The following is a 24,526-nucleotide window of genomic DNA, read 5'->3' on the forward strand; positions in this document are numbered from 1 at the left end:
AGGAATTTGAAAACGAAATGTATGACCAAAAATCAGCGGCATGACTCTTATCTAATTGTCCATTTTTTTGTTGCAAGTCCATGCACTGTATTAGCAATAAATTGAACCTTTTGGGTCATTGTATCACTTCTAAACAACCTAAACTTGCAATCAGCAAGTAAAAAGGAACAGTAAGTTTAAAACATAATAACAGGAACGAACGATGAGATGGATCGAGGAAACCAAGAAACTACTCTATAACGCCTACAAGCAAGACATATTGAAAAGACCGCAAAAAGGATATACCTATATCCGAATGGTATGGTCCGGTGATAAATTTGGATTGTGTTTGGCTCAGACACGTAAAGATAATTGGGATTTCCTACCCGTTGAAGGATGGGATAAATTTGAAAACTCCATTGAGTCCACCATTAGGGAAATTGAAAGCATTCCATCGGACGAATTCGACGAAGAGGATGATTGCTATTATGAAGTAGAGTTCAGCAGAAAGGAATGGCCGTTTACTCAATTGGACTGTTTTGAACTGGAACGATTTTTAATGTCCGTCGTCTTGGGGCTGACTTATCTGGAGCTAAAAAATGAAAAAAAACTCTCCGCATATTTGGCGGCTATTGAAACTGTGGAAATTTATTCGGTAAGTCAACAACTCGCGGCATTTTCCAATTTCTTTCCCGATGAAAGCGTTAGGAAAGATGTGATTGGACTATTGTCGGACCATCCCAACAATCAAAAATTGATTTTTGACTTATGGGCGGATCAACTAAAAAAAGAAGGGGCCTCCTTTCTCCAAAAATTGACCTCTCGTGATCAAGAAAACGCCGCTAGTCTCCTTGAACTCAAGTTGGAGAAGGCATTCCAAAAAGCAGAAGAACTTTACAAAAAGGGGGGAAAACAAATGGCATTGGATTTATTACTGCCCCAACTGGAACCCATATTGGACCAGCGAGACAGCATAGATTGGGGACTGATTGAAAAGTCGTGTAACCTTGTTGGGAACTGCTACAGATTTAAGTCCAAGAATAATTTTGATAAAGCTGCAATGTGGTTCCAAAAGGGAGTGGAATATTTACCCTATGGTGCAAGCGCTTTGAATTTATTGAGCCTATACAAATTTTCGCTCAAGGATTTTGAGGCCCTAGTACATTTTGGTGAAAAACATTTGGAGCACGCCACCAAAAACGACAAGGATTACACCTACCATTCCTACAATTATTTGGCCTATGGCTACACCCAAACCGGAAAAGATGTGAAAGCCCATGAACTTTACAAAAAAATACACAAGATGTTCAAACATGATATAAGTAAAATGCGAAAGACTATATCACAGTTGGATGATATTCAAAACACCAATACAATGGCAAAGAAAATATTGAAAGGGTTTAATAATCATTAAGTATTTTCAATCATACGTGCAAAATGTTGGCTCGCATATTACAAAGGACCAATGATGGACGGCATCTATTTCCAAAAACCTCAAAACATAAGCAACTAAGGTACGCTCGTGAACCCATTTATAAAGACCATATGTTCATAACTGATTTGATGGGTTGGATGATTTTAAAAGTGACAAATGCTGTTACTGCTAATTATTAAATTTTATACCATAATGGAATTCAACATAAACCCATTTGCAGCAACCATTCTATCCATATTCTTTACTTGCTGTACTTTTATGGCAATAGGATGGTTTCTATTACTTAATGGAATCGTTATACTGATATGCCTGATATTGCAATTGGTTCTCATATGGAAACTTCATATGATGGAGGGACTTGCAAAGATATATTTGTTCGCCACACTAATAAGTTTTATAATTTTATGTTTGTTCAGGGAAGATTTTGGGGATACGAGTAACAGTGCGATAAGTCCCTTAAGTATCATTTCCAAACTTATTGGATTGAGGGATTCCGCCAGATACCATGAAGTATCAATTTTTGGATCGGTGGTTAATTTTTTGTGGTTCGGACAATTGATTGGTCAGATAGCTGGGCTAATCAAATTCAGATAAGCCCAAACACGTCCATAATTCATAAAGGAAAAAAATTCTAGATACCATTATGTGAAATGAATTTGTAACCATGTTATCAAGACCAAAATATTGAAAACCAACATTGTCGCCATTAGGACCATATTTTTAAATTCTACTTCTCCTAGGTTAACCGATCTTGGCCCCAGAACCGCATCAATATCATCGAGGCTCGAATATCGATTCTTCACGGTTTATTGTTTTGCCCAATTTTGGAAAGACCGTGAATTATAAACAAACATTGATATTATGGGATTAGTTGAAAAACTAACAAAGCGAGCTGAAAAAACACCTTATTATGGAGGCTTATTAGAAACAAGTATTTTTTAATTAATTATTTAAGATTCCGCGAGAACAAAGAGATGATAAATGGAATGCTAAATTCTTAGAGAATGTTGCTGAAGCAAGTTTTGTTTGCTGTAATCCACAAGTGATTGACGGACCAGGTGGATATCCTTATTGTAAACTTGCTATTCTTTATCCGGACAATTAAAATTTAAGGTTAGAAAATTCTAGTTTTAATCTGTACTATTTTTAAGGAAGGCTACACCCTTATCTTAAAATGATCCTTAAATCCATTTTAGAATTCAACCCAAGTTAAATCGCAAAGGGAAAAATCTTCACATCCCTGTCAATGGACAATCTTCTTAAAAAGGGTTTGTTGCCCAAATCGTAACTTCAGGAACAAAGCCTTTTTCCCGAAGTTCCAAACCGGTAACAATAGTGTGCGATATATCTTTAGGACCTAATTTATTGGTTTCTTCTTTTCGTTCCTTCCTCGTAATATCGGCAAAGGCCGTTGTTACTTCACTGGGATTGACCAAGGAGACCCTTATATTGAATTTACGCAGTTCAGCCTGCCATGATTGTGTCATTCCACGCAAAGCAAATTTGGAAGCAGCATAAACCGAACCCCTAGAAAATCCTTTCAAGCTTGCGGTAGAACCAATGTTAACAATATCCCCATAACCTTGTTTCTTGAAATAAGGAATGACTTCCTGCGTCAATAAAGCCAAACCAAAGACGTTGGTGTGGTAAACTTCCTCCAAGTCCTCTTGGGTAATTTCTCCAAGCATTGGAAATTTGCCAATACCCGCATTATTGATCAATACATCTATGTTGCCGTTAAGTAGCCGAATGGCTTGATTGGTCTTTTCTGGGATGGATGCAAGCTCGCTGATATCAAACAAAAGGGGGATAGCCCCTATTTGAGCAGCTACATCTTTTAGCTTATTTTCATCTCTACCAGTTATCACGACCTGTGCACCTTTTTCAATTAGCTTTTTTGCAGTCTCCTTACCAATTCCCGAACTGCCACCAGTGACTATTATTTTTTTGTTCTTCATCATTGCCTCTTGCCTTTTATGATTACAATTTACCTATTAAATGAATTCAATAATTATTATTAATGGGCAGCAGATGAACTGCTGCCCAAAACAAAATACTACACCAATTTTTGGCCACCATCAATGTCAAGAACAGCTCCTGTTACATAATCACTTTCCAAAAAGAAGAGTACTCCTTTGGTTACGTCCTTTGCCACCCCTATTTTTTTTACCGGAATGGTTTCCGAGAACCCTTTAAAAAATTCTTCCTGTTGGGCAGCGGGCATGAAAGTATCCCATGCTGATGTATGAATAAATCCAGGTGTAATCACATTGACACGAATTGGAGCCAATTCCAATGCCAACATTTTCCCCAATGACTCTACCGCTCCACCAACACCAGTGTATGGCATTTGTCCAGCCATTGCCTTTTTGCTGACGATTCCCGAAAACAAAACTATAGACCCCCCCTTATCCATTTTGGGGCTTGCATGCTTTACGGCATGCATTTGTACCCAAAGCTTCGAGTCAAAGAGTTCCTTTGCCGCTTTCATATCAAGTTCCTTGATCGAACCACCGTATCCGCCGGAAGAGGAAACGACCAAATGGTCGATTTTGTCGAACGTATCAAAAAAAGACTTTACATCCTCTTCTATACTCCCATCCAATTGATAAGTGCTAACTTTTCCTTCCAAATATTCCTCTGCCCTCTCCAGCTTATCCATAGATCGGCTTGCAATGGTTACATCGGCCCCCTTCGCAATTGCTTCTTTAGCTGTTTCTAAGCCAATCCCCTGACTTCCTCCGATAATTACTACTTTCTGCTTTTCCAATGTTTTCATTTGATTTGTTTTAAAAATTGATTTGATTGTTGTTATCACTTGATTATTATTAAAATTCACTATTGAGGATTTCTTCTATCTAGATGAAATCTTTGTTTAATAGCTTCAAAGCTTTTAATTTTATTATTAGACCAGTCTACTATATATTATAGTATAAAAAATATTACAATACGTAATCATCTAAAAAGTTGATGAATGTTTCAATTGGATCAGCATTCTTTGCCACCTTCATGCGCAACAATGCTCCCTCCCAGCTCATCAGAATAAGACTACTTAAAACTTGGGCGGATTCAAGGCTTTTAATATTTCCCCTCTCCTGACCTTCTCGTATACAGTTTTCAATGACGTCTTCCCATTTTCCAAACTCAATCATTATCGCTTTCCGAAATCCTTCCGAAAAATCAGATAGTTCAAGACTGCAATTTCCAAGTAAACATCCTTCCTTGTAGCCCTTCTTTTGATACACGGATTTCATATGGCCAAAAAAAGAAATGATTCTTTCCCTAGGGTCCTTTGTTTCATCATTCAAACAATTATTAAGTAGAGCTAGGCTTTTAATGGAGTAATGCTGCACCACCTGTATTCCGAAATCCTCCTTACTATTGAAATAGTAATAAAACGAGCCTTTAGGTATATTGGCTTCATCCAATATTTTATTCAATCCCACACCGTGATATCCATGTTCAAGAATCAGTTCGGTACCCACTTCCAATATGTTTTTAACAACCTCATCTTTCATGCTTAAAAAATTACATTAGACATCTGTAAAAATACTATTCCTTTTAAACCAAATCACATCAAACCCTGTACCTTTAAAAATTAGCTTTAACACATATCCGCTCCCAATCCCAATAGTTAATTACAATACATATATCAGGATACAGGATAAGACCGTGTACAATGACATCTTTTTCAAACATTTGCAATTATTCCTAGTATTAAAATAACTGACCCATATGGTTTACCAATCTCTTGGTATCGTTTTCAATATCCGGATTCTTGAGGACATCATATGAATGAAACCCATTTAAAATTTCAAAACCGGAGAATTTATATACCGCGGATAAATTATGTAAAACTTCATCCGCTGTTTTACCCTTGAACAAAATCTGATCATTATCACTGAACGCAGTTTTTGGCGCATTCCAGGTGGCGGACAACATATATTTCTTACCTTGGGAAACCCCTCCTGTCCCGTACTGTTTGGACCTATCCCCAAGCTGACGACCATCCGAGACAACAATTTTTTGATGCATCAATGCTTCGGTAAACACCTCATCTATATATTTTTTGTGAATCCAGGGCGTATTAAACCAAAAAACAGGTGTTTGGGTAATGACCAAATCCGCTACCTCATGTTTTTCAATTTCCTCATTGACTTTATACCCAGTTGCTATCTTTGTGGTAATCACTTTGATATTCTTGCCTACCAGATAATCGATTATGCTTTGTTCAAAGAACTCATTTAATTTACCCTCAGACATTTTTTCCCATTTCTGATGGGCGTTGATGATCAAAGCTGTTTTCATTAACTCGTTTATTTTATTTATTTAAACATTAGTTTATCCAACCACAAAAAACACAATGATCGCATTGAAACCACAATTTTATTAGACCAGTCTACTACAAAAGTAGTATAAATAATAAAACCTGCAAATTCTATGTTATATTTATTTAAATAGAAATGAATTTATTCTGGTTATGGATCGATGATGCACCAATCATCAGCAATTCTGAAGGGCATCCTAGAAAAACCTATTTAACATGAGGCACTTCTCATAATCATTAATGATTGTTTTCATCAGCTAATCACTAACTGTTAGAAGTACATCGTAGTCTTTCTGAAAATAAAATGCCTTATTCCAAAGTAATGGTTGCAATTTTAAAGCATCACGATATAAGCTGGGAATACGGCTCGACTTTTCCCTCTGATATGGCCAAAGGTACTTGCAAACCCAGGCGCTTTTATCAAGGAATCAAATTTTTCCAAATTATTGAAAATATGCCCTCTGACCTTTTCAATTTCGCCAGTAGACAGAACATAACAGCCACTAAGCACCCGCATTGCCTGCCCTGAGATTTCCACATATATACCTGGAGTGGTTTTATTCTTCCTCCCTCCTGGACTTATCATTGCGGAAACATGGTTTTTACAAGGTGTCTTGTCCATACCGAATCGAACATCCCTATAAATTCGGAAAATACAATCTTTCGCTACTACATTCGAATTAGGGATATATGGTTTCAATTCTATTATTAAATCTGTCGTAAAGGTGTTAAATGGAATTTCTACCTCTTTTTTGAAACGATTCTTATTTTCCAGAAACCATACCCTGTTATTGTTTAAACGGAGTTCATTTAAAAACTCTATGGTTCGTTCATTGAAACACCTCATTACTATAGTCTAAAAAAAAGGTGCCAACTGGATAGTTGGCACCTATCAATTAATTACGCAATTAGTTACAATGTCCCCTCACCAATGAAGAAATACAAGTTTTTGAGCGACGCATCCCTTTTCGGAAACAATGCTTTCATTCTTTCGTCTGATCCCATTTGCTGTAATCCCTCCATAGAATCGAAATAAAAACGGTGAATTTCATCTGGTCGTTCCAAATTCCCCTTGTACTGAAAGGGAACAATAAAACGCTTGAATTGCATACCAAATTCCGGCATTATGGCACACGCACTATCATGGTACTCTGAGAACTGTTCCTCATATTGTTTTCCATCGTTAAAATACACAAGAGCAATCCCAAAGGTTTAGGTTATATCCCCTTTTTCACTTTTAAATTCAAAATCTGTATTATAACAAGTAAAAACAGAAATGTCCTTTAAAGCTGGCACTGCATACTCATTTCTAATCTTTATGAATTCTTCGTCTTGATTGAATTTATTAAAAACTTCTAGGCTTGGATAAGGAGCAAAATGAATTTCGCTAGGTAATTCCATCTCACCTTTAGCCAACATTTTAGGCTCGACGATTCGCTCTATCTTACCACCGTATTTCTCAAGGATAGCCCCACCCTTTCGTTTATATTCTTCAAAGCGCTCCTCTTCACCTTCCTTAATGCACATCAAAGCAACGTTTTTGATTTCTTTGTTTTCTATCTCCATTTTTTCATTTTTGTTTTTTACCTCTATCTTTTCTTCAATACTCTCAGACTTTTTTTGTTCGTTACAGGACAAGAATGCCAAGCCCAAAGTAGCAAACCAGATGTGAACAGTTAATTTCATTGGTTCCTATTATTTATAAAATTTTCCATTTCTTCCAATCCCATGGCCCAAAGGTTTAGGAAAGCTTCCTTGGCAATAGTTGCATTCTCATTGGTTGCCTCAATACTAGCTGACCAATCAATAATCGCTTTTCCATTTTCATTATTCGTTACCATAATTGTTTCAATGATGTTTTCAACTGGGAGCATTTCTTGTTTGGGAATTCCGAATCTAAAGGTTTTGGTCTCGTTGTCAACTTCGAGGATTTGTTCTTCCAAGACAACACCATCTTTAGTCGTACAAAAACGTTTTCCGTCGACAACATCGCACGTCTTTATAATGGAACCAAACCATTTATCAACACCCTCAACAGCAGCAATAACGTCCCAGGCCTGCTCTGGTGAAACATTAAGCTCTCTTGAAATTTTCACTTGGTTTGGTTTCATGATATTTGAGATTTAATTTGATCACAAAGCTTATGGAATACCTCTCAAAATCATTTTAAGGTCAGTTCAAAGATTTGTCAAAATGGGTCATTCTATATTGTGTGGGAGAAACCCCAAACCGTAACTTAAAAGTTTTTGAATAGTGAGAATCATCTGCAAAGCCGCAGTTATAGGCAATGTCGGCCATTCGCATATCTGTGGATACGATTAATTCAATTGATTTCTGAAGTTTTTTATCTCTCAAATAGGTGGCGGGAGAGGCGTTGTATATTTTTTTAAATTCTCTTTTAAAAGTCGATAGGCTCTGGTTGTTCAATTTAGTCAACTGTTCCATTGTTATATTGGAATAATAATGTACCTCTATAATTTCCCTAAAAGAATAGGTTGTAGGATGGAACATGTTTGATAGTACCGCACGAATAGCAGATGCGTTCTTGGTCTGGCTCAAGAGTAATATGATTTCCTTTAGTTTTAATCTTAATATGTCCTCGTTGACTAAGTTGGGATTTTCAAAATAGAACAGAATACTATCAATATATTTCTTAATTAAAATGTCACTATTGAGTTAACACATACCAATTGCTGAAGTATTTTTCTGTTTAAGAAAAGAGGGCAACTTGTTCTCATAAATTTTGATTAACACATCAGGATGAAAATGAACGGCAACCGCTTTATAATTGTCAGAGTTTTTTGCTTTGGGCATTGATGAAAGATAGTTTCCACATTTCATAAGTACAGACTCATCAGTCTGAACCGTCAATTTCTCCGTTTCAGAAATAGAATCGTATTCGCCCTCAATGACATAAAGAAAACAAGCTTCGTTTCTCATTGGATTACTTTTATTATATGGCGGTTTAAGAATTACCGTCTCAAATAACATTTTATCATACAGCTCCAATGTTTTATATTCAAGTATCATAATTCCCTTTTTGAAACTACATAAATAATCTTACTTCACCTTTATTTATATTTATCATTTTTATCACAAGAGCTGGTAGCCTAACAAATTTTAGGACATCACTATCTTCATAAAATTAGTGTTAATATTCTCCTGTTCAATGTGAGTAGACCAGGCTCGCTTACATCCATCTTACACTTCATACCCGATGAATTCTGGTCCTCGTCTCCACCTATCCGATGGCAAACACAATACATGATTCAGAATTCTTTAATCTTTTTATAAACAAATAGTTGCTTAACACTACCCATTGATTCACCATTTTTCCGAGGTACTGCCTATCCTATTTTATTGTATGTTATCAGCCCTTAATCGGAAGGGACTAGTTTATCAATAGAAGCTGCTGAATCGGATATGACCACTCTTATTATTTCCTAAGCCCTTCCATTTCTTTTATAGTTGCCTCCAAATTGTCAAATATTCTACCATAAACAATTCTGACATCCCATCTATAGATTTTACGTGAGAAAATAAATATTAGTAATGTTCCAATTGCGATAATTATCAAAACAATTAAAGGGATGTCGCCTCTAAAAATAAGGTTGGGATATTTTTGTGCTATTTTGGCGATAAGATTTTCCTGTTTGCTCCATACCGTTAAAATAGCAATCATAGCGAATAGGAAATACAATGAATAAGAAAATCTAAATATGTTTTCATTTTTTATAAGGACGTTTTTCAGCCATTGATTAAACGACTTTAGATAATCATAGCTGGTTGCGCCATAATTCAATGCGGTAAGACTTCTCACCTGATGGACACTATACCATGCACTGAAAGCCATAAGTAAGGCTATTCCAACAGCACCTATGAAATAATAGAAATTGGTATTATTAAAGCTGAAATCAGGGTGAGCATAATATTGAAGACACTATCCCAATAAGTGTGTAAGTTGAAAATAACGGGGGTTGGACTTTATTAGAGTCTGACCCTTTTTTCATAGATCGTAAGGAACTGGTTTAAAATGATGCCCCAGTTCCTGATGGGCATGGACCATTTCTTGGTCGCTTCCCTTGTTGCCAAATATACGGATTTCATCACCGCATCGTCGGTCGGGAAGGAAAGCTTGTTCTTGGTGTACTTCCTGATCTTCCCGTTCAGGTTCTCGATAAGGTTTGTGGTGTGGTCTTTGTCAAAAAATGGATTGGAAAAAAGGGACTCCTCCTCTGGAATTTCGTTTGTCTGGGGCTTCTGATAAATATCCTGACCATAGCCTTTTTAAGTGCAGAGACACCAATCCAGAAACTGGCCCTGGAACAGCCCAATATCGGAGTGGCCTATTTCCCTTTTGTCTGGCTACCGGCCATTATCGTCCCTATTGTGCTGTATTCACACCTAGCCAGTATTAGACTTTTGATGAAATCCAGATCGTAAACATTACAGGCATGAAAACATTGGAGACCCCAATCTCATATCGATAACCCGTATAGAATTGGACAAATGCCTCATTGATAGGTATAAAAAGAACCGGCCTGTAAAAATATGGTTGATCCTGTGAAATAGAGAGCCAAATGAACAACCAGAAATTGCACATCATAATGCCATTGAGCTTTATCATCTTTTTGATTTTATTAAAACCGACGGTTTCAATTGGTCAGAAAAACTTTGTTTCAAATCATAAACGTACCGTTCTCATGAAGCGTCAAATCAGATCAATACCTTTTTATCAAAAAGAAGCATCGAACGATACCAAAATAAAAATGAGATGCAATTCTGCATTGTGGGACCAACCAACCAACGGGCCAAGATCAAGACTTTTTACACAATGGGTTTGGGAATGGAAGAACTGAGGCCATTTACAGACCGTCAAGACTATAGCGGGATAATGCTTGATTTGTCCGACAGTAATTACCAGCTGGGATTTACCCGATACAGAAACAAACTGAAGCTGCATTAACCAATAAAAAACATCTTTTGGTTCCAAATTTTTATGGCAAAAAGATACCTAAAGGCAACTGGGGCTTCTAAGAACATGGGCGTTCAAGCAATGCAGTTTCATTCCCTATGCGACTTCATCCATGGGGGGATGGAAATTGACCAGCCCCCCTGAACCTATCCTAATAATAATTGCTCCATCCATTGTCGAACCGGACTTGTCCTATCCAGATAGAGAAAGGTAAGACCCCAGGTATCCACCAAACCATGTGTCAGTATCAAAATCCAAAGATTATCCCGATACTTGGCAAAGACCAATGACATAACAAAGGTTCCTATTGCGATGGTGATCATACCAGTGGGGCCCTGATAATAATGTGAAAGACCGAACAACAGGGAAGTTATCGCTGCGGAGGCAATCCACGCCCGGTTGGAGTCGCCCAACAATTCGGCCAACCATTTCATATAATAACCGCGGTACAACAACTCTTCCCCAAAGGAGACCAAGGTCCAAACAATCAATAGGATAATGACAAAATTGGTCGTATTGTGCTTGATATCATCCAAGGAACTTAAATTGGCCTCCCCAAAAAATTGACGGACAATCAACTCCACAAAATTATCAAAGAAGATCATAAAGACCGTCAGTACCAAACTATATAAAACCGTTTTGAGGTTTAATTTCTTCCCCAGCCCAAAAAGTGACCATTTGTAGCGTGTTGCCCAAAGGATCAGCCAAACGATGCCCAGTCCAAAGAAAAAACTGAAATTACGGTCAAAAAATTTAAGTAAAGGCGCGAACAACATGACCGCTACCACCATATAGGGTTTTGTCAGGATTTGGTTTATTCTATTTCTCATAGTCATAGTTAAAATTGATTCATTAAGATTTTATAGTTATCAGAGTTCAATGGGCGTTCCGTCAAAGAGCAATCTAAAATATTGACCATCTTGGATGAGGAGCCCTTCGGAAGCTTTAAAAGGAAAGCTGTCCATATAATCTTTCGGATGAAGTACGTCAATGCCAAATACCAAACCGTCATAGAGCTTACTGACCTTTCGTTGTGGTGTATGGCCCACTATCACTGCTTCGGCTCCGAACATGTCCAATCCTTTGTTAACATCGACTTCCGAAAGTTCTCCATTAAAATAGCCGCGATACCATGCCGGGCCCTTCCGTATATCAATTAAAAGTTGGGTATCCGTCCTGTCCGGCCTAGGATAATAGGGGTGACGATATTTAGACCGTATCAATGCATTGATCACGTCCAAAGAGAGTTTTGTTTTGGCCACTTCTGGATGAATGCCCCCATGGACAAAAAGATGGCCATTGATCATTTCCATGGTGTTCTTGCTCGACATCCAATTTCCCAAAAACGATTCCGGGCCATAGAGTTCCGATAGCGGTCTTTCCAGAATATCAGCAACGGCGTGGTATTTAAAAGCCGCCTTACGGAAATTGTCCTGGAGGTTCTTGATTTCGTGGTTGCCCAGAATGAAGTGCACTTGTCCACCCTGTTTCAGGGCCTCTTGCTCCAATTTGTAGATGAACCAAAGTACTTGGGTCGTTGAAAAACCACGATCTACAAAATCCCCCACCAACACCAGATGTCCTTTACCGAAAGTCCATTCCAATTGCTTGTCGATCACCTTGTTGTTGATCAAAAAATCCCTGAAGGTTCGAAAACCACTCTCGATATCCGATACGGCGATAATCCTCTGCTCATCCTCATAGATCGATTTCGGAGGCTTGATTTCCGTGTGAAGTTCAAAATCAAATCTCGAACCTTCCAAAGCAAAATAACTATATGTTTCAGGAGTTATTTCTTTACCAAAGAATTTACGGTCCACATAAAATCCATCGTTCTTATTGCCTTTTATAAAATTGATGCTCATCAAGCTATCATTTTCATGAAATACAAAGGGTCCCTCATTATCCAAATCGAACCGTTTATCATGATGACCGTAATTGAAGTTTCCGTTCAAGGCGATAAGCACAATACTTCCCAACAATGACACTATCAAAAGAGTTCCAAAAACATTCTTGAAATAGGTTACCAAACGTTTTTTCATAATACTGGATTTGTTTGTCGCAAACCTAAAACCGTTGCCCCTATTCCGAGAATAAGTGGGATAAACCCTGTGGAAAGGACATAAAAAGCAATGGGAACGGTGTTGAACGGGATTCATAACAACATTTACGGACTTCGTCACGCTATATCGTGGTTTTGTCCCTACCCCTTCATTGCCTTTTGGATTTGAATTACCTTTGATGTAATGGCAAGGCGATTTAGAAAAATAGTGTTGGTAACTTTCTTTGTGTCCACCGTGACACCCGTGATCGTGCTTATCTATGCATTGGAGCGGACCGGTCAGGACACACTGAAACTAAACCTCGATATCACTTGGGCCAAGATACTGGCCTTCTACTACAGCCTACTGATTCTAGCTATCGTTTATATTGGAGTGAGGTGGGGTGTCCAACAGATCAAGGACATATTGAGTTTGAAAAAGGAGCGGACCAATGCGGAACTTCGGTTCCTTCAGACCGAGGTCAGCCCTCATTTTTTCTTCAATATGTTGAACAATCTGTATGGACTTATAGCATTGGATCCCAAACGCGCCCGAAAACTGGTCCTGTCAATTTCGAATATGATGCGCTATAGTCTCTATGATGCCAAGAGACCACAAGTAACCTTGAGTGAAGAAGTTGCATGCATCCATGATTTCATTGACCTACAGAAAGTGCGTAGCCTTAAAAAAGTGAACACCGTATTCAAGGTCGAGATTGAAGATTTGGAATTACAGATAGCCCCATTACTCTTTTTAGTCCTGGTCGAGAATGCTTTCAAGCACGGAGTGGATACAATGACCGAGAATGCTTACGTCCATATGCATTTAAGTTCCGCCCAAGGAACGGTAGTCTTTGAGGTCATTAACAATTTTGGGAATGGGGAACGAACCACCGGAGGAATAGGACTAAAAAATCTGCAACGTAGGTTGGCATTGCTCTATCCATCGCGGTATGAGTTCCATACCGAGATGGAAAAAGGGGTCTATGCCGCAAAATTAAAAATCCTTCCACAATGAAATACATGATCGTTGATGACGAGCCCATAGCCCATGAAATAATAAAGGAGTATGCTTCGGCCCTATCCCATCTTGAGCTGGTCTCACAGTGTTATGATCCCATCGAGGCACTGAAAAAGTTGAGGACCCTAGAGGTGGATTTTCTCTTTCTGGATATCCATATGCCAAAGATGAAGGGGTTTGAACTTTTGAGGACCTTGAAAAATCCCCCTAAGGTCATCGTTACCACGGCCTACGACAAATTTGCCGTGGAGGGTTATGAACTCGATATCGTGGACTATTTAATGAAGCCCTTTGATTTTGAACGTTTTGTGAAGGCCATCAACAAATTAACGGAAAACCGAAATTACGGGATGCCCATGGCATCTAAAGAATTAATACAGGAAAATCGCCGCATCTTTTTACGCAGCAACAGAATGCACGTGCAAGTGGACCTGGACAATATAATTTTCATTGAGTCCATCGGAAATTATTGCAATATCTTACTTGAGGGCGAAAAGATCAAGGTACGTGAAAAGATCTCCGATCTTCTAAGGGTATTACCTGAAAAGGAGTTTCTACAAGTTCATAAATCCTTTATTGTTGCCATAAAGCGGATCCGATCCATCGAGGGCAATAGGATACATATTGGTGATCATATCGTTCCCATTGGTCAGCTCTACAAGGGAAATGTGAATAAATTGATTCAATAAAACATGGGTATTGGAACATTTGGGTATTGAAATTATACCTTAAAAAGGTTCGTTGGCTGGGCAAATACCTTGCTCAACGATGTTTTTAATACATATTACCGCAAACAAGGGCTTCCGGCAAACTATCGGAGGTCTTCGGTTGTGATTGGAAATCCAATTCCAGGAGAAAAGAAAACCCAATACGTCCAATTTTAGTTATACGAAAACATGGACCATTGAATCATTGCCGCACGATCGATACCCAAAATTCCATTCCAAAACCCATGATACATCAATCAAACTATAAAAATTCAAATAGCTTTGGCGAAACTCAAAATTGTTTTAGAAAACTGAGCTTGATTATACCTTGACTCTCAATACTACTGATCGTTTCGGACGCGATTTTATTTGAATTCAACACAACATAGAAATAGGATAATGGACCGTATTCCCATGCTAACCTTAAGTTATAGAAATCTGAACCTGTCCTATTATTTTTCTGATAGAGACCACTTAAGGCGATACGTGGATTTACAAACACCTTTCCTTCCAATGTGAGCAAGTTTACACTTCTAGATGCCTGCATTGAACCGAGTGAACTGTACGAATTATTATTTAACGATGCCCTTATGGAAATATTGGGCAAAGGAATGGCGGATATGGACAGGTCGATGGTTTCCAACGAACCGTTATAGAATTTACCAAATCCATAGTTAACGCCGGTCGATATTTTACTGGAAGGATCCGTACCCAATCCAAAACTATATCTATTATATTGAAATGAACCTGTGTCTATCTCTTCATTCAAAAGAAAAAATCCTTCGTAGATATTTTGATTTATAAACCTAGCGGAAAAGCTAAAGTATGCGCCATTCTGCGCCTCAATCCAGAAAGGACTTACAGTGATTTCCCTTTCTGTCAACCTTCCAGTTGAAGACTCCAAGTACCAATTACCCACGACTCTGGGCCTAAAAGCTCTCAAAATATTTGGTAAAGGCAATTTATCCCCCCTATAATTAAGAATAAGCCCGGTGGATGTGGCCATCACATCCTCCCTTGATATAAAGCCTAAGGCCGGGTTGAATTCTTTGGTCAGCATGGATTGTGTAACCCAGCCATTTAATAAATTGGAATCATAGCGGTATTGGATATAGCCACCAAATCCAGAATCATCACGTGTGGTGTCGTGTGACCCCAACATTTGAAAACCGATACTGTTTGATTTATCCAAACGAAAGAAACCATCCATACCACTGACAATATTAGTACCATCATCCGTACTTTTCAGAGTTCCGATTACTCCAATTCTATTCTGCTTACCAAAGTTGCCAATATATCTTCCCACAAAATTGTAAGCGGAACCATTACCAGTGGTTTCCCTTTCCTTCACTCCCATTACACCCAGGCTCCGTTTATTGGATTGATGTACCAGTCTGCCCCCCATATCTATTGGGATTTGACTACCATCATTGGACAGACCAATTCTCCTACTGAAAAAGGGAACGATGGTCAAATTGCCTGAAAGGCCCTGGTCATTGTACAATCCTTGACCAAAAAGAGATGCATTCTCAAGAAAGAATTGCCTCCTTTCAGGAAAAAAAACCGTAAACCTGCTTATATTGTTTACCTGTCTATCAGCCTCGGCCTGCGCAAAATCCGTATTGATGGTAAAATCGAACAGTGTATTGGAATTTATGGCCCATTTTAAATCACCTCCGATTCTTACATCATTTTGATCTATTTCCGTTACGCCGTTGGTTTCCATTCTTTTGAACTCCATAAGCGTATAGGGGTTGACCTGTAAATTGGTGGTCGGTTTGGGAGCTTTCACTTTAACCAGCCTACCGAAATATTCAGCTCTATTAAAACCAAAAGCTCTCGGATACGGGGACCATGCGGAAATCTCATTGCTTTTCCTACGTTGTCGGACAAAATTTATGCCCCATATCGATTCGGACTTTTCAGTTTTTCCGTATCTAATGGTTTTCCATGGAATTCTGAACTCAGCATACCAACCCTTGTCAGTAATACTGGTCCGTACTTTCCAAAGCCCATTCCATTCACTATCAAAATACGTATCATCAAAAGAAAGATAGTCCTTTTGTGTCCCATAAGGATTTGTGGCAAAAGTCACCGTATTCCTCTGGTTATGAAACCCATCAATACCAACCGCGAAGGTGTCATTTGACCTAAACGAAAAATCTCTTCCCAAATCAGGAACCCGTAATCCCTTTTTTCCCTCCAGGTCCTCACAAAAAGCACCTATATATAGATATTTATCATCATAGACCACCTGAACATAGGTATTGAATTTGGAAGGTTCGCCCTGATTGGGCTCAATCTGTGTGAAATTTGCCAATCTTGCAGTGTTCTGCCAAATAGCCTCATCCAACTTGCCATCCACCTTAATAGGCTCTGAAGAAAGAACAGCCTCAATGGATTTAGGATCACTTGAAGGACTGAATATATTTTGTGAATTCATGCTGGTTAACACAAACAAGCACATTAAAAGACATATCTGTTTCATCTTGAACGGTATTTAAATTCAGGGCAAATCAAGTCCATACACCGGGAGCCTAAAACCTGATTCTTGCGGAATTTCAAACACATCAATTGTCCATATGGAAGAGAGCGGTCTTACCGATCAACAGCACAAAATAGCGGTTTCGAAACCCTGTTTTTTTCAGTTCCGTTATCGTTTGCTCCTTTGAGGTATATCGGTGTTCAAGCAGTTGCCCCGTTGCTTTGGAAAATGTGATCAACGTTAAAGTGTCACCCACCTTTAGTTTTGCCATTTCATCAACCATATCAGTGGGATGTTCAAGGAATATGGCATCCTCTATCAATTGTAGTTCTTCAACATCAGGTAATTGAGACCGTACTGGAGATAAAAAAAGTAGAAACAAGAGAAAAGCCAAGTGATTTTTTGCAGTCATAATATTAGTTTTAAAAGATGTAAAACTGACAACCCTTACTTGACTTTAAAACCCGTTTCTTGCTCATGTTGAAGTCTTATTCACTTTCTGATTTCATTAGGCTTTTGAAGCCAATGGCCACAAGGGCGAAACTCTTTTATGATTACTTGGCAATCCTATGCAAAGCGAAGCTTTGACCTTGGTCTTGGGTGTTTTTGTATTCCCATAACCGTGTGATATGTTTTTTTATGGACCAATGCTCATCCCACTGTACGCGGCCACTTTAAAATAAGACGACGACGTTTTGTGATGTATTGAGCCACAACAAGAAACGAGTAATTTGGTGGCATCGCGAAGGTTTCGGTCCGAAGACGAGCTTTCCTGACTTTACAAATCCAATGTTTTAAGATTATTATAAAGTAGCCATACTCCCGATACCAACAAAAAATAAAGGGGAACCCTAACGTGCCCCCTTTTATCCATTTCAGACGGTTGCCTTTGACCGCTCTCCTTCGGGCTTGCTGCATCAATATGAACCCTACCCTCAATAAGCTTTTGAAAATAACTTTTCCTTATTTGACAAAACATCAAATGAAAATGTTGTGCGCACAGATCCAAAACTTCAAGCATGTGGACATCAAGAAAAATGTTATTTCGTCTGGGAGAATTCCCAACCCAGTATTGCTTTTTTCCGTGTTTCGTTCCAACGGTAACCTCCGAGTTCACCTGTAGACTTGATTACCCTATGACAGGGTATTAGATAAGCTATTGGATTCTTCCCAATTGCACTGCCAACTGCCCTGGACGCTTTTGGTTTATTTATATTCTGGGCTATCGTCGTGTAGCTGGCTAAGCGACCCTTTGGTACTTTAAGGAGTGATTCCCAAACTTTGAGCTGAAAATCCGTGCCTTTTAGATGTAATTTAACCTCTGAAATATCAGACCAGTCATTGGCAAAAAACTTCAGCGCATTAACTTGAATTTGGTCTACTCTTTGTTTGTAAGCGGCTTTGGGAAAACTTGACCTTAATTCGAAAAGTCCTTTTTCTTCATCATCACAGAATGCTACATGGCACAATCCCTTTTTTGTGGATGCAATTGTCACCATTCCAAAAGGGCTTTCCGCATAACTGTAATTAATATGCAATAACTCTCCACCGTTTTTGAACTCACCTGGGGTCATTCCCTCAATGTTCACAAATAGATCATGTAATCGACTTGTACCGGATAGCCCTGTTTCCATGGCTGTTTCGAACAAGGTTGCCCCCTTTTCACCCAGTAGGCTCTTAGCGTGTTGTATACTAATGAATTGGAGAAATTTTTTAGGTGTTATACCTGCCCATTCCTTAAACAATCTTTGAAAGTGAAAAGGACTAAGATGTACGATTTCCGCCAAATCATTTAGCGAGGGCTGTTGCTTATGGTGCTTTTCTATATATTCAATGGTTTTGGCTATCCTTTCATAATTGACGTCCTCATGTACTTCCATAACTGTTAATTTCAGATGATTGCTCTATAAAACTATCATGACGCTATCAAAGGGAAAACCCGATTATTGCGCAATATTGAAAAATTGAAGCCACATCTTAATCCAGGTTCGCAATACAATGGTAAATTTAGCATTATAAATTGATTCAATCCATACATTTCACCTCATTTAAGAAGTGTTGGGATGGAATCAAAGACCTGAGTAAACCGACATTATAAGGAAAACAAACATAGGACACTTTAAATAGGTATACCTGGAATTCACCATTTGCAAACCGGACATCCCCTATGGAGTTCAACAAGGTATGACCTGCTACTTGAAAACAAAAAGCACCTGTTTTTCAAAGAGCGTCAAGATCTCAAACGGAACCTAATGAATGAAAGGAGCATAAACAATGAAGAACCCTATTGGCAGGCGTTTACGAGTGGGAAGCCTGGTTATGGATAAAATGGGCTGGTCAAGATAGCACAATGGAACTGGAATAACGATTGCTTTGAACCATATTGGAATCATGTTCCGGGCCAATGAAGTATATGTTGCAATTGGTATGTATACCATTGCATCCCAAGAAAATTTTGAAACCAACGAAAAAAATATCGGATATTTGAAAAATCGTACGGTATTTTTCAAAACCATCATACTTCCAACAGACCACTAAATCATAAAAAATCATTTCCGAACAGACCGATCGAATTAAAGGGGTTTCCACGATTCCAACACGATAACGAAATTTGTAAACCCAACAACGAATCGACTAACATTCAAAAAGAAAATATGACAACGCTCTTTATCAAAAATATGGTATGCAATCGATGTATCATGGTCGTACAAAAAGAATTGGACGCATTGGGTCTGGATGTCAACAATATCAAACTGGGAGAGGTTGTATTAACTAATGGATGTTCGGCCAAAGAAAAGAGAAAATTGGAAGAGGTCCTGAACACTTTGGGTTTTGAGCTCATTAACGACAAGAAAGGCCGTACCATTGAAAAAATAAAGAATGTAGTTATCGACCTTGTACATTATCAGGACAATGAGGTAAAGACCAATCTCTCAGAAGTGTTGCGCAGTAAATTGCATCATGACTATAATTATTTGTCCAACCTGTTTTCGGAAGTGGAAGGGACCACTATTGAAAAATATTTCATTGCCCAAAAAATTGAAAAGGTCAAAGAACTGTTGGTGTACGATGAATTATCCTTAAGTGAGATTGCCTTTCGCTTGAATTATTCCAGTGTCGGTTATTTGAGCAATCAATTCAAAAAAGTGACCGGGCTTTCGCCCAGCCATTTCAAAAAGATACGCGAAGATAGAAGAAAACCGTTGGACGAGGTATGAGTAAATCTTATAAACCATTTCCAAAATTCCATAAAAACATATAGCCATAATATGCCAATCTTGCATCGTAAAAAGAAAACGATCAAAATATGGCATCAACAAACGATACTACAATTACCCAGACTTTACCTGTATTGGGTATGACATGTGCTTCGTGTGCTAGCAGTGCTGAAAACATTGTGAAATTCCAGGAAGGTGTACTACATGCTTCTGTAAACTACGCAACAGGAAACCTAACGGTCGAATACTTGACCCAGACCACCGATACCGTCCAACTAAAAAAAGCGGTACAAAACGGTGGTTATGACCTATTGATTGAAGATGAGTCCAAACAGCAGGAAACCTTGGAAGGCATCCATAAAACCAAATTCAAACAGCTGAAGGCCAAAACCATGTGGTCAGTTATCTTGTCCCTACCCATTATGGTGATAGGAATGTTCTTTATGAATATGCCCTATGCGGAACCCATTATGTGGGCGCTCTCCACACCGGTCGTATTCTGGTTGGGCAAGGACTTCTTCATCAATGCCTGGAAACACGCAAGGAATCGTTCTGCCAATATGGATACCCTGGTCGCATTGAGTACGGGAATCGCCTATTTGTTCAGTGTGTTCAATATGGTCCTTGCCGATTTTTGGCACCAGCGGAATCTGCATGCCCACGTTTATTTTGAAGCGGCATCGGTTATTATTGCCTTCATTTTGTTGGGAAAATTGCTGGAAGAAAAAGCCAAAGGGAATACATCAAACGCGATCAAAAAACTGATGGGTTTACAACCTAAGACCGTAACGATAATACAAGCCAATGGATTGGAGAAACAAACGGCAATTGCAGAGGTGGAGACAGGCGATATCATCCTGGTCAAGCCCGGTGAGAAAATTGCGGTCGATGGTTTGGTCACCACGGGGAGTTCTTATGTGGATGAAAGTATGTTGAGCGGAGAGCCCATGCCCATTCCCAAAGAAGAAAACGAAAAAGTGTTTGCAGGAACCATCAACCAAAAAGGCAGTTTTCAATTCAAAGCCGAAAAAGTAGGTAAGGATACAATGCTTGCCCAAATCATTCGAATGGTACAGGACGCACAGGGAAGCAAAGCACCTGTCCAAAAGTTAGTGGATAAAATTGCAGGTGTTTTTGTGCCCGTGGTCATATCCATTGCGGTGCTCACCTATATTTTATGGCTCACCTTGGGTGGTGACAACAGCGTGGTCCAAGGTTTGATGGCGTCAGTCACTGTTTTGATCATTGCCTGTCCTTGTGCTTTGGGGTTGGCCACACCTACGGCAATCATGGTGGGTGTCGGAAAGGGTGCGGAGCAAGGTATCCTGATCAAGGATGCGGAAAGTTTAGAGATGGCGAAAAAGGTCAATGCCATTGTGTTGGATAAAACAGGAACGATTACAGCGGGCAGCCCCCAGGTAACAGATATCCAATGGCTCAACAATGATGATAAGGCCAAAACGATCTTAACAAGCATGGAACGGCAGTCAGAACATCCATTGGCTGAGGCCGTAGTAAAACATTTTAATGTAAAAACTACCCTGGCCTTGTCCAACTTTGACAGTATTACCGGTAAAGGTGCCAAAGCGGACCACAAAAAAGAAACCTACTATGTTGGCAATAAAAAGCTATTGACGGAGAACAATGTCAGCATTCCGGAACCCTTACAACGAAAAGCAGATCAATGGAGCAGATCGTCCAAAACCGTTATTTGGTTTTCGAACAGCGAACATGCACTTTCGGCAATTGCCATTTCCGATGAGATCAAAGAAACGTCCATACAGGCCATCAAAGAAATGCAGGAAATGGGAATTGATCTGTACATGCTGACAGGGGATAATAAAGCAACTGCCAAAGCGATTGCCGAGCAAACGGGAATTAAAAATTACCAGGCTGAGGTGTTGCCACAGGATAAAGCGAATTTCATAAAGGAACTACAACAAGATGGAAAGGTTGTCGCCATGGTCGGTGATGGTATAAACGACAGTACCGCTTTAGCAACAGCGGACGTCAGCATAGCCATGGGCAAAGGTTCGGACATTGCCATGGACGTTGCGAAAATGACGATCATCTCATCAGACCTGACCAAAATACCACTGGCGATAAGACTTTCAAAACAAACCGTGGCAACGATAAAGCAGAACCTGTTCTGGGCCTTTATCTATAACCTAATCGGTATTCCGATAGCTGCAGGTATTCTTTATCCGATAAACAATTTCCTCCTTAATCCAATGATTGCAGGAGCGGCCATGGCAATGAGCAGTGTGAGTGTGGTAAGCAATAGTTTGCGGTTAAAATGGAAAAAGTAAAACAGTAAATCTCACAAATCAAATAAGAAATAACATAATAATATCTCGGGGTATTGTTACGAAATATGCATTAACAAATAATACTTAAATTTTATAGCATGGAACATAAAGAATTTCAGTTCAAAACAAATCTCAATTGCGGGGGATGTGTATCCAAAGTAAAGTCAGATTTGGATAACCAGGAAGGTATCGTGCAGTGGCACGTGGATACGGATAACGCCAATAAAATCCTTACGGTCAAGTCCAAGGGCATTACGAAAGATGAAATAGCCGACATCGTCAAACAGAAAGGTTTTCAAATTGAGACCCTAGTGGCTTAAATCCACTATAAGGTTAAAAAAACAGGCACTACATATCATTGACTTTATCGATATGTTTGCAGCCAAGACAGTGTCATCATAGACGTGACAGAGCCCTTAACTTTAGAGTCGAGGGCTTTTTTGCCAATAACCTGTAGAGGTGTGAGTGCCATCCCTTTGGCCAACCTGAATAAAAATCATTCAGCTTGATAAAAAAGAGGATGTTCATCTCGAACGGCAATTAACGGACCAAGGAGGTAATCATTGAGCAGCGCTACGTTCCAATCTCCTTGCCACGTTGATGCCCATCGGGAAACAATGGTATTTCTGGAAAAGGAAAATACCATCCATCCTTGAATCCAGTACATAAAAGGTCAAAAGTGTTTTAACTGTCCATGGAAGAAGTGTTCATTTTTGAATGATTGATTTCCAAAACATTGTTGAAAGAATATCCAATAGTTGGGGATAGCATCCAGTACTATTTCCCAACATGTATCCGTTAGTTAGCATAGAAAATCAAAAAGAATGAGGGTATTTCAAAAAAATTGGAGCTGGTCTTGGAGTCCAAGACCCAAGTCCCACTTTTTAATTGCAATGACCTTGACCATAGTGGCCACTGTGCTTTGTATTCTTTCATTTTTGTATTCTATAAGGGAAATTGAAAAAAGCCCCATTGTCAAAGGGGTTGTGGTACAAAGCGAAATAAGCAGCGGTGGAAAGCACATCCCTATCATTGCATACAATTTACCGACAGGAGGGACCAAAAGGTTCAGGTCAAGATTTTCTTCCAGACCCCAGTTCTATTTTGTTGGCGACACGGTAGAAGTCCTATTGGTAGGAGAGGATTTTTAACCAAAACTGAAAAACTTTTTCAGTTTATATGGTTTGAGTGCCTTTCTTTTGCTTTTCGCGACCATATCGGCAATAGGTTCAATAACCATTTACCATACCAGGGTAAAACAGACCTCAACCTAAAAGGGTTTTTTCAACAAGATGTAGCTAGAAAGATCCTTTACCCTATGGACTTTCGCATATCCATCGAATCGGGGTCTGACTTTTTTTTAGTATATTAGTAAACAGCTTAAACCGTAAATTATACCGCATACTCTCCTAATATAGCCCATGCTTCACAAATCTTTGCTTTGAATATTGTCGAATACATACAGAAGCATATCGACGACTCCTTTTGTGAGGAAGAGCTACCATTTAAAGTATCTAAAAGAACATTGAAAAAAGGGGAAATCATCTGTGACTACAATCAAATTGAGAATAACGTATATTTTCTTCAAAAGGGCATTATACAAGCGAACATAGAAAACTCCAACGGTGATATTAGGATCGTTGACTTTTTTTTCCAGGAAGATTTTGTCTGTTCCTACACCTCTCTATTGAATTCAGCGCCTTCCGACGTACAAATGATCGCCACTACGGACTGCGATGTGGAAATAGTAAGCGCGATGGAATTGGCACAAGCTTACGAGCATTCTTTGCTGGCCAATCAGCTCGGGCGCAAGGAAACCGAAAAGCTCTACCTACGCAAAGTAAGGCGCGAGAAAGAGCTATTGACCCTCACTGGGGAGGAAAGATACCTCAGGTTGATAACACTTCACCCAGAAATTACCAACCAGGTAAGCATCGGGTCCATAGCGAAGTATCTTGGAATCCATCCGGAAAGTCTCAGTAGGATACGGAGAAATTTGGTTAAACCAAGCAATGAACAATAAACTAAC

At 39.1% G+C, this 24,526-nt stretch carries 26 protein-coding genes and 2 pseudogenes; 9 read left to right on the forward strand and 19 right to left on the reverse strand.

The annotated features are described in order from the left end of the window. Window positions 1-202 precede the first annotated feature (202 nt). Window positions 203-1,393 (forward strand): tetratricopeptide repeat protein, encoded by a 1,191-nt coding sequence (locus tag D2V08_RS01480; protein ID WP_119606357.1) that lies wholly within the window; start codon window positions 203-205, stop codon window positions 1,391-1,393. Window positions 1,394-1,596: 203 nt separating this feature from the next. Here D2V08_RS01480 and D2V08_RS17270 read toward each other — a convergent pair whose 3' ends face one another. The 13 genes and pseudogenes from D2V08_RS17270 to D2V08_RS01545 form a co-directional block, all read right to left on the reverse strand. Continuing rightward, on the reverse strand, window positions 1,597-1,746 hold the full coding sequence (locus tag D2V08_RS17270; protein ID WP_182835457.1) for a hypothetical protein: 150 nt from the start codon (window positions 1,744-1,746) through the stop codon (window positions 1,597-1,599). A gap of 927 nt (window positions 1,747-2,673) precedes the next feature. Further along, window positions 2,674-3,375 (reverse strand): SDR family oxidoreductase, encoded by a 702-nt coding sequence (locus D2V08_RS01490; RefSeq protein ID WP_119606359.1) that lies wholly within the window; start codon window positions 3,373-3,375, stop codon window positions 2,674-2,676. Window positions 3,376-3,470: 95 nt separating this feature from the next. Further along, window positions 3,471-4,193, reverse strand: coding sequence for an SDR family oxidoreductase (locus D2V08_RS01495; RefSeq protein WP_119606360.1), 723 nt, complete (start codon window positions 4,191-4,193; stop codon window positions 3,471-3,473). Between the two features lie 163 nt (window positions 4,194-4,356). Next, entirely contained in the window at window positions 4,357-4,932 is a 576-nt protein-coding gene (locus tag D2V08_RS01500; RefSeq protein ID WP_119606361.1) for a TetR/AcrR family transcriptional regulator, read from the reverse strand. A gap of 199 nt (window positions 4,933-5,131) precedes the next feature. Then, window positions 5,132-5,722, reverse strand: a complete 591-nt coding sequence (locus tag D2V08_RS01505; protein ID WP_119606362.1) for an NAD(P)H-dependent oxidoreductase — start codon at window positions 5,720-5,722, stop codon at window positions 5,132-5,134. A 353-nt stretch (window positions 5,723-6,075) separates the two neighbouring features. After that, window positions 6,076-6,588: a DUF2461 domain-containing protein gene (locus D2V08_RS01510; RefSeq protein WP_119606363.1), complete on the reverse strand. Its 513-nt coding sequence runs from the start codon at window positions 6,586-6,588 to the stop codon at window positions 6,076-6,078. A gap of 65 nt (window positions 6,589-6,653) precedes the next feature. Beyond that, window positions 6,654-6,935, reverse strand: coding sequence for a hypothetical protein (locus D2V08_RS01515; RefSeq protein WP_119606364.1), 282 nt, complete (start codon window positions 6,933-6,935; stop codon window positions 6,654-6,656). A gap of 18 nt (window positions 6,936-6,953) precedes the next feature. Beyond that, on the reverse strand, window positions 6,954-7,427 hold the full coding sequence (locus D2V08_RS01520) for a hypothetical protein (RefSeq protein ID WP_119606365.1): 474 nt from the start codon (window positions 7,425-7,427) through the stop codon (window positions 6,954-6,956). Then, entirely contained in the window at window positions 7,424-7,852 is a 429-nt protein-coding gene (locus D2V08_RS01525; RefSeq protein ID WP_119606366.1) for an SRPBCC family protein, read from the reverse strand. Before D2V08_RS01525 ends, D2V08_RS01520 begins: the two co-directional genes overlap by 4 nt. A gap of 61 nt (window positions 7,853-7,913) precedes the next feature. Continuing rightward, window positions 7,914-8,252 (reverse strand): helix-turn-helix transcriptional regulator, encoded by a 339-nt coding sequence (locus D2V08_RS01530; protein WP_119606367.1) that lies wholly within the window; start codon window positions 8,250-8,252, stop codon window positions 7,914-7,916. A gap of 27 nt (window positions 8,253-8,279) precedes the next feature. Continuing rightward, window positions 8,280-8,771: pseudogene (locus tag D2V08_RS01535) on the reverse strand (helix-turn-helix domain-containing protein); the annotation flags it as partial. A 406-nt stretch (window positions 8,772-9,177) separates the two neighbouring features. Then, window positions 9,178-9,594 carry a hypothetical protein gene (locus D2V08_RS17470; protein WP_119606369.1) on the reverse strand — a complete coding sequence of 139 codons (417 nt, stop codon included), beginning with the start codon at window positions 9,592-9,594 and terminating at the stop codon, window positions 9,178-9,180. A gap of 134 nt (window positions 9,595-9,728) precedes the next feature. Continuing rightward, a pseudogene (locus tag D2V08_RS01545) lies at window positions 9,729-9,935 on the reverse strand (transposase); the annotation flags it as partial. Window positions 9,936-10,515: 580 nt separating this feature from the next. Here D2V08_RS01545 and D2V08_RS17185 point away from each other — a divergent pair. Further along, window positions 10,516-10,707, forward strand: coding sequence for a hypothetical protein (locus tag D2V08_RS17185; RefSeq protein WP_147374043.1), 192 nt, complete (start codon window positions 10,516-10,518; stop codon window positions 10,705-10,707). A 155-nt stretch (window positions 10,708-10,862) separates the two neighbouring features. Here D2V08_RS17185 and D2V08_RS01555 read toward each other — a convergent pair whose 3' ends face one another. Continuing rightward, window positions 10,863-11,546: a CPBP family intramembrane glutamic endopeptidase gene (locus D2V08_RS01555; protein WP_182835458.1), complete on the reverse strand. Its 684-nt coding sequence runs from the start codon at window positions 11,544-11,546 to the stop codon at window positions 10,863-10,865. Between the two features lie 39 nt (window positions 11,547-11,585). Then, window positions 11,586-12,758: a metallophosphoesterase gene (locus D2V08_RS01560; protein WP_119606372.1), complete on the reverse strand. Its 1,173-nt coding sequence runs from the start codon at window positions 12,756-12,758 to the stop codon at window positions 11,586-11,588. Between the two features lie 204 nt (window positions 12,759-12,962). On the opposite strand from D2V08_RS01560, the gene D2V08_RS01565 reads away from it, so the two are divergent. Both D2V08_RS01565 and D2V08_RS01570 read left to right on the forward strand, forming a co-directional pair. Next, the gene (locus tag D2V08_RS01565) at window positions 12,963-13,775 is read left to right on the forward strand and encodes a sensor histidine kinase (RefSeq protein ID WP_119606373.1); all 813 of its coding nucleotides are present in this window, start codon (window positions 12,963-12,965) and stop codon (window positions 13,773-13,775) included. After that, a complete protein-coding gene (locus tag D2V08_RS01570) occupies window positions 13,772-14,467 on the forward strand; it encodes a LytR/AlgR family response regulator transcription factor (protein WP_119606374.1) in 696 nt (231 codons plus the stop codon). The genes D2V08_RS01565 and D2V08_RS01570 overlap by 4 nt, the downstream gene beginning before the upstream one ends. 310 nt (window positions 14,468-14,777) lie before the next feature. Here the strand turns inward: D2V08_RS01570 and D2V08_RS01575 are convergent, their stop codons facing one another. The 3 genes from D2V08_RS01575 to D2V08_RS01590 form a co-directional block, all read right to left on the reverse strand. After that, the gene (locus D2V08_RS01575) at window positions 14,778-16,928 is read right to left on the reverse strand and encodes a carbohydrate binding family 9 domain-containing protein (RefSeq protein WP_182835459.1); all 2,151 of its coding nucleotides are present in this window, start codon (window positions 16,926-16,928) and stop codon (window positions 14,778-14,780) included. Window positions 16,929-17,055: 127 nt separating this feature from the next. After that, a complete protein-coding gene (locus tag D2V08_RS01580) occupies window positions 17,056-17,382 on the reverse strand; it encodes a hypothetical protein (RefSeq protein WP_119606376.1) in 327 nt (108 codons plus the stop codon). Between the two features lie 628 nt (window positions 17,383-18,010). Further along, entirely contained in the window at window positions 18,011-18,850 is an 840-nt protein-coding gene (locus tag D2V08_RS01590; RefSeq protein ID WP_119606378.1) for a bifunctional helix-turn-helix domain-containing protein/methylated-DNA--[protein]-cysteine S-methyltransferase, read from the reverse strand. Window positions 18,851-19,624: 774 nt separating this feature from the next. Here D2V08_RS01590 and D2V08_RS01595 point away from each other — a divergent pair. The 3 genes from D2V08_RS01595 (at window position 19,625) to D2V08_RS01605 (ending at window position 22,817) form a co-directional block, all read left to right on the forward strand. Continuing rightward, window positions 19,625-20,188: a helix-turn-helix domain-containing protein gene (locus D2V08_RS01595; protein WP_119606379.1), complete on the forward strand. Its 564-nt coding sequence runs from the start codon at window positions 19,625-19,627 to the stop codon at window positions 20,186-20,188. 89 nt (window positions 20,189-20,277) lie between these two features. After that, window positions 20,278-22,497 carry a heavy metal translocating P-type ATPase gene (locus D2V08_RS01600; RefSeq protein WP_119606380.1) on the forward strand — a complete coding sequence of 740 codons (2,220 nt, stop codon included), beginning with the start codon at window positions 20,278-20,280 and terminating at the stop codon, window positions 22,495-22,497. A gap of 98 nt (window positions 22,498-22,595) precedes the next feature. Beyond that, window positions 22,596-22,817: a heavy-metal-associated domain-containing protein gene (locus tag D2V08_RS01605; protein ID WP_119606381.1), complete on the forward strand. Its 222-nt coding sequence runs from the start codon at window positions 22,596-22,598 to the stop codon at window positions 22,815-22,817. Between the two features lie 176 nt (window positions 22,818-22,993). Here the strand turns inward: D2V08_RS01605 and D2V08_RS17275 are convergent, their stop codons facing one another. Continuing rightward, window positions 22,994-23,164: a hypothetical protein gene (locus D2V08_RS17275; protein ID WP_182835460.1), complete on the reverse strand. Its 171-nt coding sequence runs from the start codon at window positions 23,162-23,164 to the stop codon at window positions 22,994-22,996. A gap of 157 nt (window positions 23,165-23,321) precedes the next feature. On the opposite strand from D2V08_RS17275, the gene D2V08_RS01610 reads away from it, so the two are divergent. Both D2V08_RS01610 and D2V08_RS01615 read left to right on the forward strand, forming a co-directional pair. Then, window positions 23,322-23,648: a hypothetical protein gene (locus D2V08_RS01610; RefSeq protein ID WP_147374044.1), complete on the forward strand. Its 327-nt coding sequence runs from the start codon at window positions 23,322-23,324 to the stop codon at window positions 23,646-23,648. Window positions 23,649-23,938: 290 nt separating this feature from the next. Then, complete coding sequence (locus tag D2V08_RS01615; RefSeq protein ID WP_182835461.1) at window positions 23,939-24,520, forward strand: Crp/Fnr family transcriptional regulator; 582 nt, start codon at window positions 23,939-23,941, stop codon at window positions 24,518-24,520. Window positions 24,521-24,526 lie beyond the last annotated feature (6 nt).

It is taken from the genome of Flagellimonas lutimaris (genome assembly GCF_003581615.1).
In the GTDB taxonomy this organism is placed as follows: Bacteria; Bacteroidota; Bacteroidia; order Flavobacteriales; family Flavobacteriaceae; genus Flagellimonas; species Flagellimonas lutimaris.